This window comes from Rhizorhabdus phycosphaerae (genome assembly GCF_011044255.1).
Classification (GTDB): domain Bacteria; phylum Pseudomonadota; class Alphaproteobacteria; order Sphingomonadales; family Sphingomonadaceae; genus Rhizorhabdus; species Rhizorhabdus phycosphaerae.
Genome location: NZ_CP049107.1, coordinates 1,686,485 through 1,700,811, shown reverse-complemented (window position 1 = coordinate 1,700,811; position 14,327 = coordinate 1,686,485). Strand labels below are relative to the sequence as shown.

The window sequence follows — 14,327 nt, the reverse complement described above, 5'->3', positions numbered from 1 at the left end:
CGACTTTGCGTTGGGGAGGCGAAATGAGTCGCGCGTTTCTGTTGTGCTTTGCTGCTCTGTCTGTGCCGGCCATGGCGGCGGAAGCCGATGGGGCCGATCAGGCCGACGGCCGGACGATCATCGTTACCGGCAAGGCGATCGGCTATAAGGCGACCGATACCGCCACGGCGACCAAGACCGATACGCCGCTGATCGACGTCCCGCAGACCGTGTCGGTCGTGACGCGCGCCCGGATCGACGATCAGGCGCTGCGCAGCATGGCCGACGTGCTCCGCTACGTACCGGGCACGACCGTGGGGCAGGGCGAGGGCAATCGCGACCAGATCACTCTGCGCGGACAGAACACCACCGCCGACTTCTTCCTCGATGGCGTGCGCGACGACGTTCAATATTATCGCAGCCTCTACAACATCGAGCGCGTCGAGATATTGAAGGGGCCGTTCGCGCTCATCTTCGGGCGCGGCGGCAGCGGCGGCATCATCAACCGCGTCCAGAAGACCCCCTCGGCCGATCTGCTGCGCGCGACGGCAGAGGGCAGCGTCAACAGCTTCGGCGCCTGGGATGTGGCCGCCGACGTCAACGCACCGATCGCCGACAACGCCGCGATCCGGATCAACGGCTTCTACGAAGAGCTGAACAACCACCGCGACCGGTTCGATGGCAAACGCTATGCCGTCAATCCCTATGTCGCGGTCGATCTGGGCGCGTGGAAGCTCGGCCTGTCCTATGAATATGTGAACGACGACCGTGTGACCGATCGGGGCATCCCATCGGTGGCTACGGGGGCGGGGCGACCCAATCGCCCCGTGCGCGGCCAGCGCGACACCTTCGTAGGCGTTCCGGGGATCAACCGCGCGGGGCTCGAAGCGCATATCGCCAAGGCCCGGCTCGATGGCGAACTGACCGACAGCCTCAACTGGTCGACAACGGTCCTCTATGGCGACTACGACAAATATTATACCAACGTCTTCGCCAATGGCGCGGCGACGGCCGATAACGGGACCGTCGCGCTCTCCAGCTACACCGATCCCACGACCCGTCGGAACATCATCGTCCAGTCCAATCTGGTCTGGAAATTCGCGCTGGGCGAGATCGGCAACACGCTGCTCGGCGGCCTGGAATATGGCGACCAGCATTCGACCAACCAGCGCCGCAACGGCACTTTGTCGAGCAGCGTCTTCGACCTGGCGAACCCCGTCTATCCGACGGTGCAGTTCGGCGCTCTTGCCCGCAATACACGGTCCGACGTCACCGTCCTGTCCGTCTATGCGCAGGATCAGATCGCCTTTGGCGACCATGTCGATGTCGTCGTCGGCCTGCGCTATGACCTCTTCCGGATCGAAGGGACCGACCTCATCGGCGCCGCGCCGCGCCCCTTCGCCCGCACGGACGAGAAGATCAGCCCGCGCCTCGGCCTGATCCTCAAGCCGCGCGAGAACATGTCCTTCTACGGCAGCTTCAGCCGGTCCTTCCTTCCGCGCTCGGGGGATCAGTTCGTCAGTCTGACCGTCGCGCAGTCCAATCTCGCGCCCGAGCGTTTCACCAATTATGAGGTGGGCGCGAAGTGGGACATCCGGCCCGACCTCAGCGCCACGCTGGCCCTGTTTCAGCTCGACCGCACCAATGCTACCACGCCCGATCCGAACAATGTCCTAGCGACGATCAACATCGGCGGCACACGAACCAAAGGCGTGGAAGCGGCGATCACCGGCCGGATCGCTCCGGGCTGGCAGAGCAGCGCGGCCTACAGCTATCAGGACGCCAAGTTGCGCGGGAACAGCTTCGTCCGGCTGGGCCAGGTCCCTCGGCATCAGGCATCTCTCTGGAATCGCTATGACGTGACGCCCACTTTCGGCGTAGGTGTTGGCGTGATCCGTCAATCGTCGCAGTTCGCCGCCATTCGCACAGCCGCAACCACCACCCGGCTGCCGGGCTTTACCCGGGTCGATGCGGCGCTGTTCCTGAAAGCCAGCGATCGGATCGACGTCCAGCTGAACGTCGAAAATCTGCTCGACGAGACCTATTTTTCGGACGCGCACAACAACAACAACATCTCGACGGGGGCCCCGATCAACGGTCGCCTGACGCTGCGCGTGAAGCTTTAGGGAGCAGCGCCCATCCTCCGCGAGGGTGGGCCGGTCGCGATACCCCGACGGACAGGCTGCGCAGGCGCTCCCGGGCGCCTAGGTCTGACCGATGGCACGCAACGTCATCCTGCTCCTCGGCGACCAGCTGAGCCCTGGCATATCCTCGCTGCAAGCGGCCGATCCCGCCGCAGACGTCGTGTTGATGGCCGAGGTGGCGGAGGAAGCGACCTATGTCCGTCACCACAAGAAGAAGATCGCCTTCCTGTTTTCGGCGATGCGTCATTTCGCAGAAGAGCTGCGTGCGTCGGGCTGGACGGTCGATTATGTGCGGCTCGACGATGCGGTCAACAGCGGCTCGCTGCGTGGAGAGGTCGAGCGGGCCATGTCGCGGCATGGCGCCTCCGGGGTTCTTGTCACCGAGCCCGGCGAATGGCGGCTGCTCGACGACATGCAGCGCTGGCCTGCAATCCGTCTGCTGCCGGACGACCGCTTCATCGCCGACCGCCACGACTTCGTCGCCTGGGCGGAAGGCCGGTCGATGCTGCGCATGGAGCATTTCTACCGGCTGATGCGCAAGAAGACCGGATTGCTGATGGACGGCGGAAAGCCGGTCGGCGACCGCTGGAACTTCGATGCCGAAAATCGCAAGCCGGCTTCGGACGATCTTTTCCTGCCCCGGCCGCTGACCTTCGAGCCCGACGACATCACACGCGAGGTGCTCGACCTCGTCGAACGTCGCTTCCCCGATCATTTCGGCGACCTGCGACCCTTCGGCTTCGCCGTTACGCGCGCGCAGGCCGAGCAGGCCTTCGACCATTTCCTGCGCAGCGCTTTGCCGGATTTCGGCAGCTACCAGGACGCCATGCTGCGCGGGCAGAAGTTCCTCTTCCACGCCGTGGTGTCGCCCTATCTCAATGCCGGGCTGCTCGATCCGCTTGCCATGTGCCGGCGGGTGGAGACCGAATGGCGCGAGGGGCGGGCGCCGCTGAACAGCGTGGAAGGCTTTATTCGCCAGATCATCGGCTGGCGCGAATATGTCCGCTGCATCTACTGGTGGCAGATGCCCGGCTATGAGCGGGTCAATCATTTCGAAGCCGATCGGCCGCTGCCGGCGTTCTATTGGGACGGTGACACCGCGATGGCCTGCGTCAGCCACTGCGTCCGGCAGACCCGCGAAGAGGCCTATGCCCACCATATCCAGCGGCTGATGGTGACCGGCAATTTCGCGCTGCTCGCCGGCATCGACCCGCACGAACTCCATCTCTGGTATCTGGCCGTCTATGCCGATGCCTATGAATGGGTGGAACTGCCCAACACGATCGGGATGAGCCAGTTCGCCGATGGCGGACTGCTCGCGTCCAAGCCCTATGTGGCGAGCGGCGCCTATATCGACCGGATGTCCGACTATTGCGGCTCCTGTCGCTATGACGTGAAGGTCAAAACGGGGCCGAAGGCGTGCCCGTTCAACCTGCTCTACTGGCGCTTCATCGGCCGGCACCGGGACGGGCTGGTCCGCAATCCCCGGATGAAGCGAATGGTGGATCTGTGGGACGGGTTCGACGCCGAGAGACGCGAGACGATCCTGCGCGATGCGGACCTATTTCTTGCCGGGCTTGGCTGACCGGCACCGGTCCGAGCAATAGAGGACATTGTCCCAGTCGCGCGCCCATTTCTTGCGCCAGGCGAAGGGACGCCCGCATGTCGCGCAGGACTTTTCCGGCAAATCGGACTTGCGAACCATCTTGGGCATGGGGCCGGTCTAGCACCGACCGGCCGAAGATCGAGCTGGACCTTCGGCCGTTACCCCGCCGAAGCAGCGATCAATTGTACCAGTCGACGTCACCCGAATCCGAAGGTTCGCTGGGTGCCATGGCGCCGGTGGCATGGTGAAGCCGGGCGGTTATGCTCTCGAGCGTCGCCGCATAGCTGGCGGCACGGATGTCCTGCGATCGCAGGATAGACGCAACCGACGCGCAGCGCTGGCTGACATGGTCGAGCGATTGCAGTTCGCGGATGTGCTGGGACGCCGTCTTCGGGTCCGCGATCAGAACCATGCCGAGCTTTTCGAGCTGCACCTGTGCCGCATCGAGCTCGCTCGCCAGCATCGCCAGTACGTCATTCTGTCCAATTATTGTCATGGCATGACCTCTCTCGTCATGCTGCGTCCCGTACCAGACGGCAGCTGTTCAATATGGCGGCTGCGATGTCACCCAGGGGCAGGCTGACATCGACAGCGCCCGCCGCGCGGGCTGCTGACGGCGCCTGGTCCACGACGCAGGTCGAAGCGTCCTCGGCGATGGTGTAGCCGCCTGCCGCGCGGAGCGCCTTGAGCCCTGCGGCGCCATCGGTGCCGAGCCCGGTCAGGATGCAGCCGACCGCGTTGGCGCCGGCAGTCTTGGCGACCGTCGCGAACAGCAGGCTGGCCGATGGGCGTGAGCCGCCGACGGGGTCGGACCGCAGCAGGCGCAGCGATGGATCGGGCCAGCGGTCGATGACCGCATGCGAACCCAGGTCGGTGGCAAGGTAGATATGCCCCTGGCGCAGCGGCTGACCGTCCTCGGCAAGCACGATCTGGGCCTGGCAGGCGGCCTTGAGGCGCTTGACCAGCGGATCGATGAAACCCGGATCGATCGGCAGGCAGATGACGGTCGGCGGGCAATTGGCCGGGAAGGTGGGCAGCAGGTTGATCAGCGCGTCGACGCCGCCGGTCGAGGTGCTCATCGCGACCATCTTGCCGTTCCAGTCGAACGCCTCGTGGGTTGCGGGCTTGGTGGCCGGCTTCGCCTTCTTCACCCCGCCGCTCGACGCGGCGATCACCAGCGCGGCCAGCTTCGGAGCGAGAGCGTTGAACTCTTCCGGCGTGGCGCTCTTCGGCTTGGGGAAGCAGTCCACGGCACCCAGCTCGAGCGCCTTGAACGAGATTTCCGCACCCTTCTGCGTCAGCGTCGAGAGCATCACGACGGGCGTCGGACGCTCGCGCATGATCTCCTCGAGGAACTCGATGCCGCTCATGCCGGGCATTTCGACGTCGAGGGTGATCACGCTCGGCTTGAGCCGGATCATCAGGTCCCGGGCTTCGTCGGCATTGGCTGCCATGCCCACGACCTCGATCCCCCGCGCGCGCTCCAGCACCCCGCTGAACAGCGCTCGCATCGTCAGCGAGTCGTCAACAATCAGAACACGGGCGGTTTCCATCATCAATTCCTGGGTATTCGAAGTTGTCAGGCAGCTTCGGCGATCTGGCCCACGGGCACCTCGATCGACAGGCGATCGAGCGCGAGGATCATCACCATGCGATCTTCGACCGAGGCGATGCCGTCCAGGCATTCCGAAGCTTCGTTGTCGCTCAGGCTCGGCGGCGGCTGCAGCGCCGATTCGTCGATCGTCACGATGTCGTTCACCGCATCGACGATCAGGCCCTGGAGCTGATCGTTGATCCGCACCACGATGATCACGTGGCGCGCAGTGGGATCGGTCAGTCCCCAGCCGAGGCGGGCTGCGAGATCGATCACGGGGAGAACGGTGCCGCGCAGATTGACGACGCCGCGAACGTGCGACGGGACATGCGGGAGCATGGTCGTCGGGGTCCAGGCGCGAATCTCGCGGATCGCCATGATGTCGACGCCGAGATACTGCTCGCCGATCTGGAAGGTGATGAATTGACGGCTCATCTGGATTTCCTTCTTCGCTGAGGGGTGAGACCGGTCAGACGGTCACGCGGCGAATCGCCGAAGCGAGCTTCACCGGATCGAACGGCTTGACGATCCAGCCGGTGGCGCCGGCGGCGCGGGCGCGTGCCTTCTTCTCGTCCGAGCTCTCGGTCGTCAGGACCAGGATCGGCATGTCGCGGTGGACCGACTTGGCGCGGACCGCCTCGACCAGACCGAAACCATCCATGCGGGGCATGTTGATGTCTGTAATCATGAGATCCGGCTTGTCGTTCGCCGACAGCCACTCGAGTGCGGCAATGCCGTCCTCGGCCTCATGCACGTCATGCCCTTGCTCGACGAGCGTGCTGCGCAGGAGCATGCGCATGCTGGGCGAGTCATCAACCGTCAAAATCGTTTTGGACATCGCTTCATCCTTTTCCCGTGCCGCCCGGCACGCTCATCAGCGTCTTCCGGGCATTATGGACCAGACCCAGTTAAAAAAGTTCAACCTCACCTTGATCTTGTACGACTGCCGGCCGCCGGACCTCGATCGGCACCTCCGCTTCGACCAGGCGACAGCGCGCCTGTCCCATCGCGGCCCGGAATTCGACGCGTCGCGCCTGCGTTCCGCCAAGGTCCCGATGTGCCAGCGGAATGCGATCGCGTGCGAGGAAGTCCTCGGCGAATCGGGCATTGCTCGTGCCGATCGCCTGCATGCCCGCATGCATGTTCGCCCCGCCATAGAGGTGGGCGCGCAAGGTGCTGCGAGTCGCGCCGGCCTTGAGCATCTCGTTGACGAGAAGCTCCATCGCGAAAAGGCCGTATCGTTCGGCTTCGGTATTGTCGCTGCGCATGCCTTCTCGCGGCTGCGCGAGCAGGAAATGGTTCATTCCGCCCACCTTGGCGTGGGGATCGAACAGGCAGCATGCAACGCAGCTGCCCAGCACCGTCGTCAGCACGATCTTCGGATCCGCTGTGATGAAGTTGGTGCCCTGAATGACGTTGACGCGATCCCGCATCACTTCGTTCGTCAGATGCTGCATAGTTCGAGAACCTTTCTGCCGATGCGCTCGAGCGGCAGCACAGTTTCGCAGCTGCCCATCTCGGCAGCGGCGCGTGGCATGCCGTATACGACGCAGGTCCCCTCATCCTGGCCAATGGTGCGGGCGCCAGACTGGCGCATTTCGTAGAGCCCGGCGGCGCCGTCACGGCCCATGCCGGTCAGGATCACGCCCACCGCCCGGTCGCCGAAGCTCTGTGCGAGCGATCGGAACATCACGTCCACGGAGGGCCGATGCCCCGATACCGGATCGGCCGCGATCAGGCGGCAGATCGGATGGGTGCCGTTGCCGACCATCAGGTGCGACAGCCCGCCCGGCGCGATATAGACCCGGCCGGAGACCAGCGGGGCCCCGCTGGTGGCCTCGACCACCTCGGCCGCGCAGAGCCGGTCAAGACGGGCGGCGAAGGACGCCGTGAAGGTCGCGGGCATGTGCTGCACGACGATCGTCGGCGGACAATCCTTCGGATATTCGCTGAGCAGCGTGGTCAGGGCCTCGACCCCGCCGGTCGAAGCACCGATGCCGACGATCTTCTCATTGCAGCGATAGTCGGTCGGCGGCGCGGCCTGCTGCTGCAGCTGCGGCGAGCGTCGGCGGCTGCGCGCGGCCTGCTTCACCATGTTGGCGAGGCTGCCGTCGTCGATCGCGAGCAGTTCCTGCAGAGGTCGCTCCGGCTTGGCGTAGCAATCGACCGCGCCGATCTCCAGCGCGCGAAGGGTCGCCTCCGCGCCTTTGGTGGTCAGCGTCGAACACATCACCACCGGAGTGGGGCGCAGGCGCATCAGCTTTTCGAGAAAATCGAGGCCGTTCATGCCGGGCATCTCGATGTCCAGCGTGATGACGTCCGGATTCAACTCCTTGATCATCTCGCGCGCCGACTGGGCGTTCGGTGCAGTGCCGATCACTTCGATGTCGGGATCGCGGCCGAGCAGGCCCGTAAGCAGGGCCCGCATCATCGGCGAGTCGTCGACTATGAGACAACGGACGCTCATCAGCGGATCTTTCGATAAATGGTCTGGCCGATCGAGGCGTATCGGGCGGCACAGTCGCCGATCAGCCGCTCGGAATGACCGATGTAGAGATGTCCGCCGGGTGCGAGCTGCTCGGTGAGCCGGGAGAGAAGCGTCTCCTTGGTCGGCTCGTCGAAATAGATCATCACATTGCGGCAGAAGATGACGTCGAACTGCCCCTTGATCGGCCAGGGGTTCAACAGGTTGAGCTTGCGGAAGCGGACCAGGTCGCGGACTTCCTTCAGGATGCGGACATCGTCGCCAACCTTTTCCGTCCAGCAATCGAAATAGCGGCGGGGAATGTCGGTGGTGGCCGAAGTCGGATAGACGCCGGCCTCGCCCACGTTCAGCACATTCTGCGACAGATCGGTCGCCAGCAGGGCGATGTCGTTCTGCAGCAACTGCTTCCCCTCGCGCCGGTCGGTGCCGAGCAGAACCATCGCGAGCGAATAGATCTCCTCGCCGCTCGACGAGGCGGACGACCACATTCTGACGCGTTCGCCGCGCTTCAGACGGGCGACCATCTCAGGGCGAACTTCCTGTTCGAAATGGTTGAAGTGGTGATCCTCGCGGAAGAACTTCGTGTGGTTGGTGGTCAGCGCCTCGATCGCACGGGCGCGCTCGGTGGCGTCATGCGTGATCAGCTCGACATAATCGGCGAAGCTCCGCTGGCCCGTTTCGCGCAGCAGCTTCGAGAGGCGCGAATAGACGAGCATCGCCTTGCCGTCGGGAAGGCATATGCCTGCATGGGCATGCACCATCTTCGCGATCGCCTGGAAATCCGCCTTCGTGTAGGGAAGTTCGGTTCCGGTCGAGGCGATCTGTGCGTCGAACTGCGTCATGCAGCGAGGCTCCGCGCGGGCTCGATCTGATGCTTGATGGTCGAGGTGATCGCCTCGACGTCGAGGATCAGGGCCACGCGGCCGTCGCCGAGGATGGTGGCGCCGGCGATGCCGTCGACCCGTCCGTAATTCGACTCGAGGCTCTTGATGACGACCTGCCGCTGATCGAGGATCGCGTCCACCATCAGCACCCGGCGCCCGGTCTCTTCGGACTCGACGACGATCAGGACCGCATCGGTCGGTTCCGACCGTGCGCCGGGAACCGAAAGTTCGCGACCGACGGACAGAACCGGCAGCCAGTGGCCGCGGACGTTGAGCATCGACTGGCCGGCGCCGATCGACTTCACGATGTCGGCGCGAGGCCGCAGCGTTTCGACGATGTGGTTCAGCGGCAGCACGAAGGTCTGCTCGCCCACCGTCACGATCATGCCGTCGAGAATGGCGAGCGTCAGGGGAAGGGCCATCGTGAAGGTCGAGCCTTCGCCAGGCCGCGAAGAAATGGTGATCCTTCCGCCCAGGGCGCTGATGTTCCGGCGCACCACGTCCATGCCGACGCCGCGACCGGAAATATTCGACACCGTCTGAGCGGTCGAGAAGCCGGCCGCGAAGATGAGGTTGTCGATCTCTTCGTTCGACAGCTTGGCATCCGGACCGACGAGGCCGCGTTCGATCGCCTTGGCGAGAACGCGCTCGCGGTCGATGCCCTTGCCGTCGTCGGACACGCTGATGAGGATGCGGCCCGACCGATGCTCCGCCGAGAGTTTGATCCGGCCTTCGGGCTGCTTGCCTGCGGCAAGGCGCTCTTCCGGCGTCTCGAGCCCATGATCGACGGCGTTGCGGATGAGGTGGGTCAGCGGATCGCCGATCCGTTCGACCACCGTCTTGTCGAGTTCGGTCGATTCGCCTTCGAGTTCGAGGACGACGCGCTTGCCGGTGCTCGCCTGCAGTTCGCGCACGATCCGCGGCACGCGGCCGAAGACCGAGCGGATCGGCTGGGCACGGATGGACATCGCGCTGTCCTGGAGCTCGCGCGTCAGATGGTCGAGGTCGACCAGCTCGCTAATATGGGACAGGCCGCAATCGAGCAGACGCTGCGCAAGCATCGACTGCGTGATCACCAGCTCGCCGACCAGATTGACCAGGCGATCGAGCTTTTCCAGATCGACGCGAATCGTCGGCGTGACCCCGACGGCCTGCGCGGTGGCGCCGCCCTTGTCGGCATCGGCCGCGGCGTCCGCGACAGGCTTGGCGACCGGCTGTGGTGCGGCGGGAGCGCTCTTCTGCGCCGGCGGGGGCGCCGCGGCGGCGACGGCCGGAGCCGCCTCGACGGGTTCCGGCTCGGTCCGCTGTTCCGCTATGGGCGCGACGGTCTCGACAGGCGCCTCGACGGCGACAGCTTCGGCCACTTCAGCCTCGGGGGCTTCGGCTTGCGTCTCCGGACCGGAGCTGTCGAAGGTCAGCTGGCAGCAGTCGGAAACGAACTCGAAGATTTCCTCGATATCCGAGCGCTGTACGCTGGACGGAACCGTCGCATGCCAGCCGATATAGGCCTTGCCCGGATCGAACTGATCGATCGTCGGGATCGAGGAGAGATCTGCCGAGCGCACGGTTGCGCCGAGATCGACGAGCTCCCGCAGCAGCAACAGCGGCTCGCCGCCATTGGCCAGCGCTCCATCGAGCGGTCGAACGAACAGATGGGTGACCTCTTCGCCCGACTCTGTGGTCGCGTCGTCTTCGGCGTCGGCGGCCGGGGCCTCGTCGGCGGGACCCTTCTCCCAGTCCTCCGCCGGGGCCATGCTGTCCTCGATCGCGCCAATCATTGCGTCGAGGTCGAAGCCGAGCGAGTCGCCCGCTGGTTCGACTTCGGCCGCAGCCTCGACGGGCGCGCCCGAGACGACAGCCTGCAGCTGCGCAAGAACCGTGCTGTCTTCGGGCATGGGCTTTTCGCCGCGAATCGCACCGACATGGTCGGCGAGCGTGTCGAACGCTGCCAGCAACAGGCTGACGAGATCAGGCGTCAGCGGCCGCTCGCCGCTGCGCACCTGATCGAGCAGCGTCTCGAAATGGTGGGTGAAGTTTTGAAGCGCCGAGAAGCCGAAGGCGCCAGCGCCGCCCTTGATCGAGTGCACCGCGCGGAAGATGGTGTTGATGGTCTCGTCGTCACCGCTTCCGGATTGCAAGGCGAGCAGGCCGGTTTCGGCATGGCCCAGTCCTTCGTCGCATTCCTGGAAGAAGATGTCCTGAATTTCCTCGATCTTCATGCGCTCGTCCCCGCGCTATTCGTTGAGTCGATGAACATGTCGGCCAAGCCCGCGAGGCGGATCACCGGTTCGATGCCCCTGCAGTCCTTGAAACTGATGGCGATGTCCCGCTCACGGCACGTCCGCACCGCGCTCGCGAGGAGCTGAAGTCCGGCCTGGCCGATCTGCTGCACCTCGCCACAACCGATCTCGATCGGCTGTCCGGTCGCGAATGCCGCCCGCAACTCGTCCAGATGCTGCACCACGGCGCTTCGGTCTATGACCGGTGCCAGCGCGATCGTGACTGGCTGAGAGCCTTCTGTTTGCGTCATCACTTCCACTCCTGCAGGCATTGCGCGCTCCGGAAGGCCGCCCCGTCGGTTGCCCCCCGATACCCCCGACCGGCGCGACGGCTGGATTGCGTGCGACGTCCGACCGGCGTGCCGGACATGAGACCGCCCGCATTTGCATGTGCCTTGCGGTCAAGGGCGTCTGCTGCGGGGAGGATCTTCTTTCTGGACATCGTGCAGACACGCTGCCCGAAGTTGGTAAGATAATCGTTAAGGCTAGCGGTGCCGCCGCCCATTCTTTCCGCGCAGGCAGTCGCTGTTAGACGAAGGTCGTAGAACCGCAGTGCATCGGGCGGGAGCAGGCAGGACAAAACGCCCGGTTTTGTCGCGCGTCGCCGCATCATGCGCCTCGTTCCTTCCTTCATAGTACGCCCCGAAGGCGTCCCGCGGATTTCCGGTCCTGGGCAGGGAAGGGGTAGCTGGCGCCGGTAAAGTCGAAGTTAAGGCGCTGCGCAGAATGCGGCCGTTACTGTCACGTAATTGTACCTGAAATCGCACGTTGAGCCACCGACCACGCTGTTCCTATGCTGCGACATGAGCAGGGAATGAAATCCGATCGATTCATGGCGCCGCCGGAGCGGCTGTTCGAGCCACGGGATTTCACCCGTCCGCTTGCCGCCACGGCCCTTGTCGTCCTTGTCGCGGCTGCGGCCATGATGATGGTGCTCGTGCGACAGATCGATCGGGATTCCGCCGCAAGGGAGCAGGCGATCCTCGCTCACGGCGTGGACTCGCGCTTCGCTGAGCTGGCGGCCTCGATTCAACCGCAGCTCGCCTGGGATGAGGCGCTGCTTCGGCTCGATCATCGTTTCGATCCGGTCTGGGCACGCGACAATCTCGGCGTCTATCTCACCGAAAATGCCGGCTTCGACACGGTCAGGTTGCTCGACCGCAACAATAGGCCGCTGTTCGCTTATGCAGCGGCCCCCGCCTCGATGCGCCCTCCGCCGCTGGACCTACCGGCGGTGTCGGCGATCGTCGCCAAGGCGCGGCACGAGGAACGTATCCGGCGTACCAGCGCCAGCGCAACAGCGCCGACACGCGGTCTGCCGCCGGTCTATGCGACGGCAGCGGCCCGGATCGACGGGCGCGTCCATCTTGTGGTCGCAATGATCGTCTCTCCCGATCTTGGCCGAGTCCGGCCGCTTGGGGAAACTGCTCCGCTCGTGCTCGTGACCCGCCCGCTCGACCAGGGCTTTCTCGACCTGATCGCCGCCCGTTTCCTCATCCACGGGCTGCATTATCGCGAGGGCGAAGAGCGAATCGGATCTCATGCCGATGAAGCGCATGTCGAGCTGATAGACGCCCGGGGGCAAATGGTGGCGTCGCTCGGCTGGGAGCCCGTCCGGCCAAGCGCGGCCGTTCTGGGGCGGTTGAAGGGGCCTCTCCTTCTTCTCATGTTGCTTCTGTGCATGGCGGTGTACGCGTTGCACCGTCGAACGCGCCGCATGGCCCGTGGGCTGATGGCCAGCGAAGCGCGCGCCAAGCATATCGCCTTTCACGACATGCTTACCGGCATGCCCAACCGCCCGCTCTTCGTCCGAAGGCTGCGCGACATTGCGGGACGGCGGAAACGGGATGGAGGACAGGCCGCCATATTGTGCCTGAACCTCGACCGTTTCCGGGAGGCGAACGACACCTATGGCCATGTCGTTGGCGACGAACTGATCCGTGAGGTCGGCGCGCGGCTCCTCCGGACCTGCCGACAGCATGAGATGCTTGCACGATTCTCTGCGGACGAGTTCGCGATTCTGCTGGAAGATGCGACTGCGGATGCCGCCGCGCGGCTGGCCGAGCGGCTCTGCGCGACGGTGGCGGAGCCGTTCGCATTGGGGGTCGGCCCCATCTCCGTGACCTGTACGATCGGCATCGCCATGTTGCCGGAAGGCGATGTCGATCCGGAAGAGATGATCCGCCAGGCCGATATGGCATTGCTTCGGGCGAAATCGGAAGCGCGGGGGCAGTATCGCCTCTTCGACGCAGACATGGACGCGCTCGTTCGATCGCGCCGGATATTGGAACAGGATCTGGGCGAGGCGCTCCGCGACGGCGATCTGCGGGTCGAATATCAGCCGCAGGTCAATGGCTCGGGACGCATGATTGGAGTCGAGGCGCTGCTGCGCTGGCGGCATCCCGAGAAAGGCGAGATCTCGCCAGCGCTGTTCGTCCCCGTTGCCGAGCAGTCGGGTCTGATCGAGCGTCTCGGTCTGTTCGTGCTGCGGCAGGCGTTCGAAGACAGCAGGGCATGGCCGTCGCTGCGCGTGGCCGTGAACATCTCCTCCTGCCAGCTCCATGCGGAGGGCTTCGTCGACAGCCTCGCCGACCTTGTTCGCGAGATGGACGTCGATCCACGTTTGTTCGACCTGGAAATCACCGAAGGCGTCTTTCTGCGTGACGATCGGCAGCTGCGCGAGAAACTGGCGCGGCTGCGCGAGCTGGGGTTTGGACTGGCGCTGGACGATTTCGGAACCGGTTATTCCAGCCTTGGCTATCTGCGCAGTTACCCGATCACGAAGATCAAGATCGATCGGTCCTTCGTTACGGGCATTGGCGCCAGCGAAGCGTCCGACCAGGTGATCGGCGCGATCATCAGGCTCGCTACGGCGCTTCGCCTGGGAATCGTCGCCGAGGGGGTGGAGACGGAGGCGCAATGGTCGTGGCTGCTCGACGCGGGGTGCCGTGACGCTCAGGGCCATCTGTTCGCGCGCGCCATGCCGGCATCGGCGGTCGGTCAGCGGCTCAATGACGAGGCAAAGCCGGGCGGGGCGCCCGGCATGGCTGCCTGACCGTCCAGAAGGGATTGCCCTTAGCAGAGTCCACAATATCGACCGACGTCTGCAACGATTATGACCCGGAACATGGTTAACAGTCGCGCCGTCATGCAAAGCTACAGATTGTACATTCTGGATTCGCTGGGCGACCACATCGACGATTGCGTCGAACTGCGTGCCCATGACGACGAGGCCGCTGTCGCCACTGCGGTACAGTTTACGGGCCGGCGCCCTTCCGAGTTGTGGCGGCTCGACCGTCGCATACGCAGTTTTCCGACGACGGCCCCGCTGCTGGCCGCGTGACGCCCTAGACGAT

Annotated in this window: 14 protein-coding genes; 4 read left to right on the top strand and 10 right to left on the bottom strand. The window is 64.7% G+C overall.

Annotated elements, in window-relative coordinates; all coding sequences use genetic code 11:
- Positions 1-23 precede the first annotated feature (23 nt).
- Positions 24-2,105, top strand: a complete 2,082-nt coding sequence (locus G6P88_RS07720) for a TonB-dependent receptor (RefSeq protein ID WP_165322628.1) — start codon at positions 24-26, stop codon at positions 2,103-2,105.
- Between the two features lie 91 nt (positions 2,106-2,196).
- Entirely contained in the window at positions 2,197-3,708 is a 1,512-nt protein-coding gene (locus tag G6P88_RS07715; protein WP_165322627.1) for a cryptochrome/photolyase family protein, read from the top strand.
- Here G6P88_RS07715 and G6P88_RS07710 read toward each other — a convergent pair.
- The 10 genes from G6P88_RS07710 to G6P88_RS07665 form a co-directional block, all read right to left on the bottom strand.
- Positions 3,685-3,828 (bottom strand): DUF2256 domain-containing protein, encoded by a 144-nt coding sequence (locus G6P88_RS07710; RefSeq protein WP_425594489.1) that lies wholly within the window; start codon positions 3,826-3,828, stop codon positions 3,685-3,687. The two genes, G6P88_RS07715 and G6P88_RS07710, sit on opposite strands and share 24 nt — an antisense overlap.
- A 79-nt stretch (positions 3,829-3,907) precedes the next feature.
- Positions 3,908-4,225: a hypothetical protein gene (locus tag G6P88_RS07705; RefSeq protein ID WP_206335895.1), complete on the bottom strand. Its 318-nt coding sequence runs from the start codon at positions 4,223-4,225 to the stop codon at positions 3,908-3,910.
- 16 nt (positions 4,226-4,241) lie between these two features.
- Entirely contained in the window at positions 4,242-5,285 is a 1,044-nt protein-coding gene (cheB, locus tag G6P88_RS07700; RefSeq protein ID WP_165322625.1) for a chemotaxis-specific protein-glutamate methyltransferase CheB, read from the bottom strand.
- A 23-nt stretch (positions 5,286-5,308) separates the two neighbouring features.
- The gene (locus G6P88_RS07695) at positions 5,309-5,758 is read right to left on the bottom strand and encodes a chemotaxis protein CheW (protein WP_165322624.1); all 450 of its coding nucleotides are present in this window, start codon (positions 5,756-5,758) and stop codon (positions 5,309-5,311) included.
- Positions 5,759-5,792: 34 nt separating this feature from the next.
- Complete coding sequence (locus G6P88_RS07690; RefSeq protein WP_165322623.1) at positions 5,793-6,161, bottom strand: response regulator; 369 nt, start codon at positions 6,159-6,161, stop codon at positions 5,793-5,795.
- A 70-nt stretch (positions 6,162-6,231) separates the two neighbouring features.
- Positions 6,232-6,780 (bottom strand): chemotaxis protein CheD, encoded by a 549-nt coding sequence (locus G6P88_RS07685; RefSeq protein ID WP_226946769.1) that lies wholly within the window; start codon positions 6,778-6,780, stop codon positions 6,232-6,234.
- Positions 6,768-7,790, bottom strand: coding sequence for a protein-glutamate methylesterase/protein-glutamine glutaminase (locus G6P88_RS07680; protein ID WP_165322622.1), 1,023 nt, complete (start codon positions 7,788-7,790; stop codon positions 6,768-6,770). The genes G6P88_RS07685 and G6P88_RS07680 overlap by 13 nt, the downstream gene beginning before the upstream one ends.
- On the bottom strand, positions 7,790-8,650 hold the full coding sequence (locus G6P88_RS07675; protein WP_165322621.1) for a CheR family methyltransferase: 861 nt from the start codon (positions 8,648-8,650) through the stop codon (positions 7,790-7,792). The genes G6P88_RS07680 and G6P88_RS07675 overlap by 1 nt, the downstream gene beginning before the upstream one ends.
- Complete coding sequence (locus G6P88_RS07670; RefSeq protein ID WP_165322620.1) at positions 8,647-10,911, bottom strand: chemotaxis protein CheA; 2,265 nt, start codon at positions 10,909-10,911, stop codon at positions 8,647-8,649. The genes G6P88_RS07675 and G6P88_RS07670 overlap by 4 nt, the downstream gene beginning before the upstream one ends.
- A complete protein-coding gene (locus G6P88_RS07665) occupies positions 10,908-11,222 on the bottom strand; it encodes an STAS domain-containing protein (protein ID WP_226946821.1) in 315 nt (104 codons plus the stop codon). Before G6P88_RS07665 ends, G6P88_RS07670 begins: the two co-directional genes overlap by 4 nt.
- Before the next feature lie 563 nt (positions 11,223-11,785).
- On the opposite strand from G6P88_RS07665, the gene G6P88_RS07660 reads away from it, so the two are divergent.
- Complete coding sequence (locus G6P88_RS07660) at positions 11,786-14,026, top strand: putative bifunctional diguanylate cyclase/phosphodiesterase (RefSeq protein ID WP_165322618.1); 2,241 nt, start codon at positions 11,786-11,788, stop codon at positions 14,024-14,026.
- 72 nt (positions 14,027-14,098) lie between these two features.
- A complete protein-coding gene (locus tag G6P88_RS07655) occupies positions 14,099-14,314 on the top strand; it encodes a hypothetical protein (protein ID WP_206335894.1) in 216 nt (71 codons plus the stop codon).
- Positions 14,315-14,327 lie beyond the last annotated feature (13 nt).

What these genes read in the sequence shown, in the direction of transcription:
- G6P88_RS07720 (WP_165322628.1), top strand. Translation starts at nt 24, where the DNA reads ATGAGTCGCGCGTTTCTGTTGTGCTTTGCTGCTCTGTCTGTGCCGGCC.
- G6P88_RS07715 (WP_165322627.1), top strand. Translation starts at nt 2,197, where the DNA reads ATGGCACGCAACGTCATCCTGCTCCTCGGCGACCAGCTGAGCCCTGGC.
- G6P88_RS07710 (WP_425594489.1), bottom strand. Translation starts at nt 3,828, where the DNA reads ATGGTTCGCAAGTCCGATTTGCCGGAAAAGTCCTGCGCGACATGCGGG.
- G6P88_RS07705 (WP_206335895.1), bottom strand. Translation starts at nt 4,225, where the DNA reads ATGACAATAATTGGACAGAATGACGTACTGGCGATGCTGGCGAGCGAG.
- cheB (WP_165322625.1), bottom strand. Translation starts at nt 5,285, where the DNA reads ATGATGGAAACCGCCCGTGTTCTGATTGTTGACGACTCGCTGACGATG.
- G6P88_RS07695 (WP_165322624.1), bottom strand. Translation starts at nt 5,758, where the DNA reads ATGAGCCGTCAATTCATCACCTTCCAGATCGGCGAGCAGTATCTCGGC.
- G6P88_RS07690 (WP_165322623.1), bottom strand. Translation starts at nt 6,161, where the DNA reads ATGTCCAAAACGATTTTGACGGTTGATGACTCGCCCAGCATGCGCATG.
- G6P88_RS07685 (WP_226946769.1), bottom strand. Translation starts at nt 6,780, where the DNA reads ATGCAGCATCTGACGAACGAAGTGATGCGGGATCGCGTCAACGTCATT.
- G6P88_RS07680 (WP_165322622.1), bottom strand. Translation starts at nt 7,790, where the DNA reads ATGAGCGTCCGTTGTCTCATAGTCGACGACTCGCCGATGATGCGGGCC.
- G6P88_RS07675 (WP_165322621.1), bottom strand. Translation starts at nt 8,650, where the DNA reads ATGACGCAGTTCGACGCACAGATCGCCTCGACCGGAACCGAACTTCCC.
- G6P88_RS07670 (WP_165322620.1), bottom strand. Translation starts at nt 10,911, where the DNA reads ATGAAGATCGAGGAAATTCAGGACATCTTCTTCCAGGAATGCGACGAA.
- G6P88_RS07665 (WP_226946821.1), bottom strand. Translation starts at nt 11,222, where the DNA reads ATGACGCAAACAGAAGGCTCTCAGCCAGTCACGATCGCGCTGGCACCG.
- G6P88_RS07660 (WP_165322618.1), top strand. Translation starts at nt 11,786, where the DNA reads ATGAAATCCGATCGATTCATGGCGCCGCCGGAGCGGCTGTTCGAGCCA.
- G6P88_RS07655 (WP_206335894.1), top strand. Translation starts at nt 14,099, where the DNA reads ATGGTTAACAGTCGCGCCGTCATGCAAAGCTACAGATTGTACATTCTG.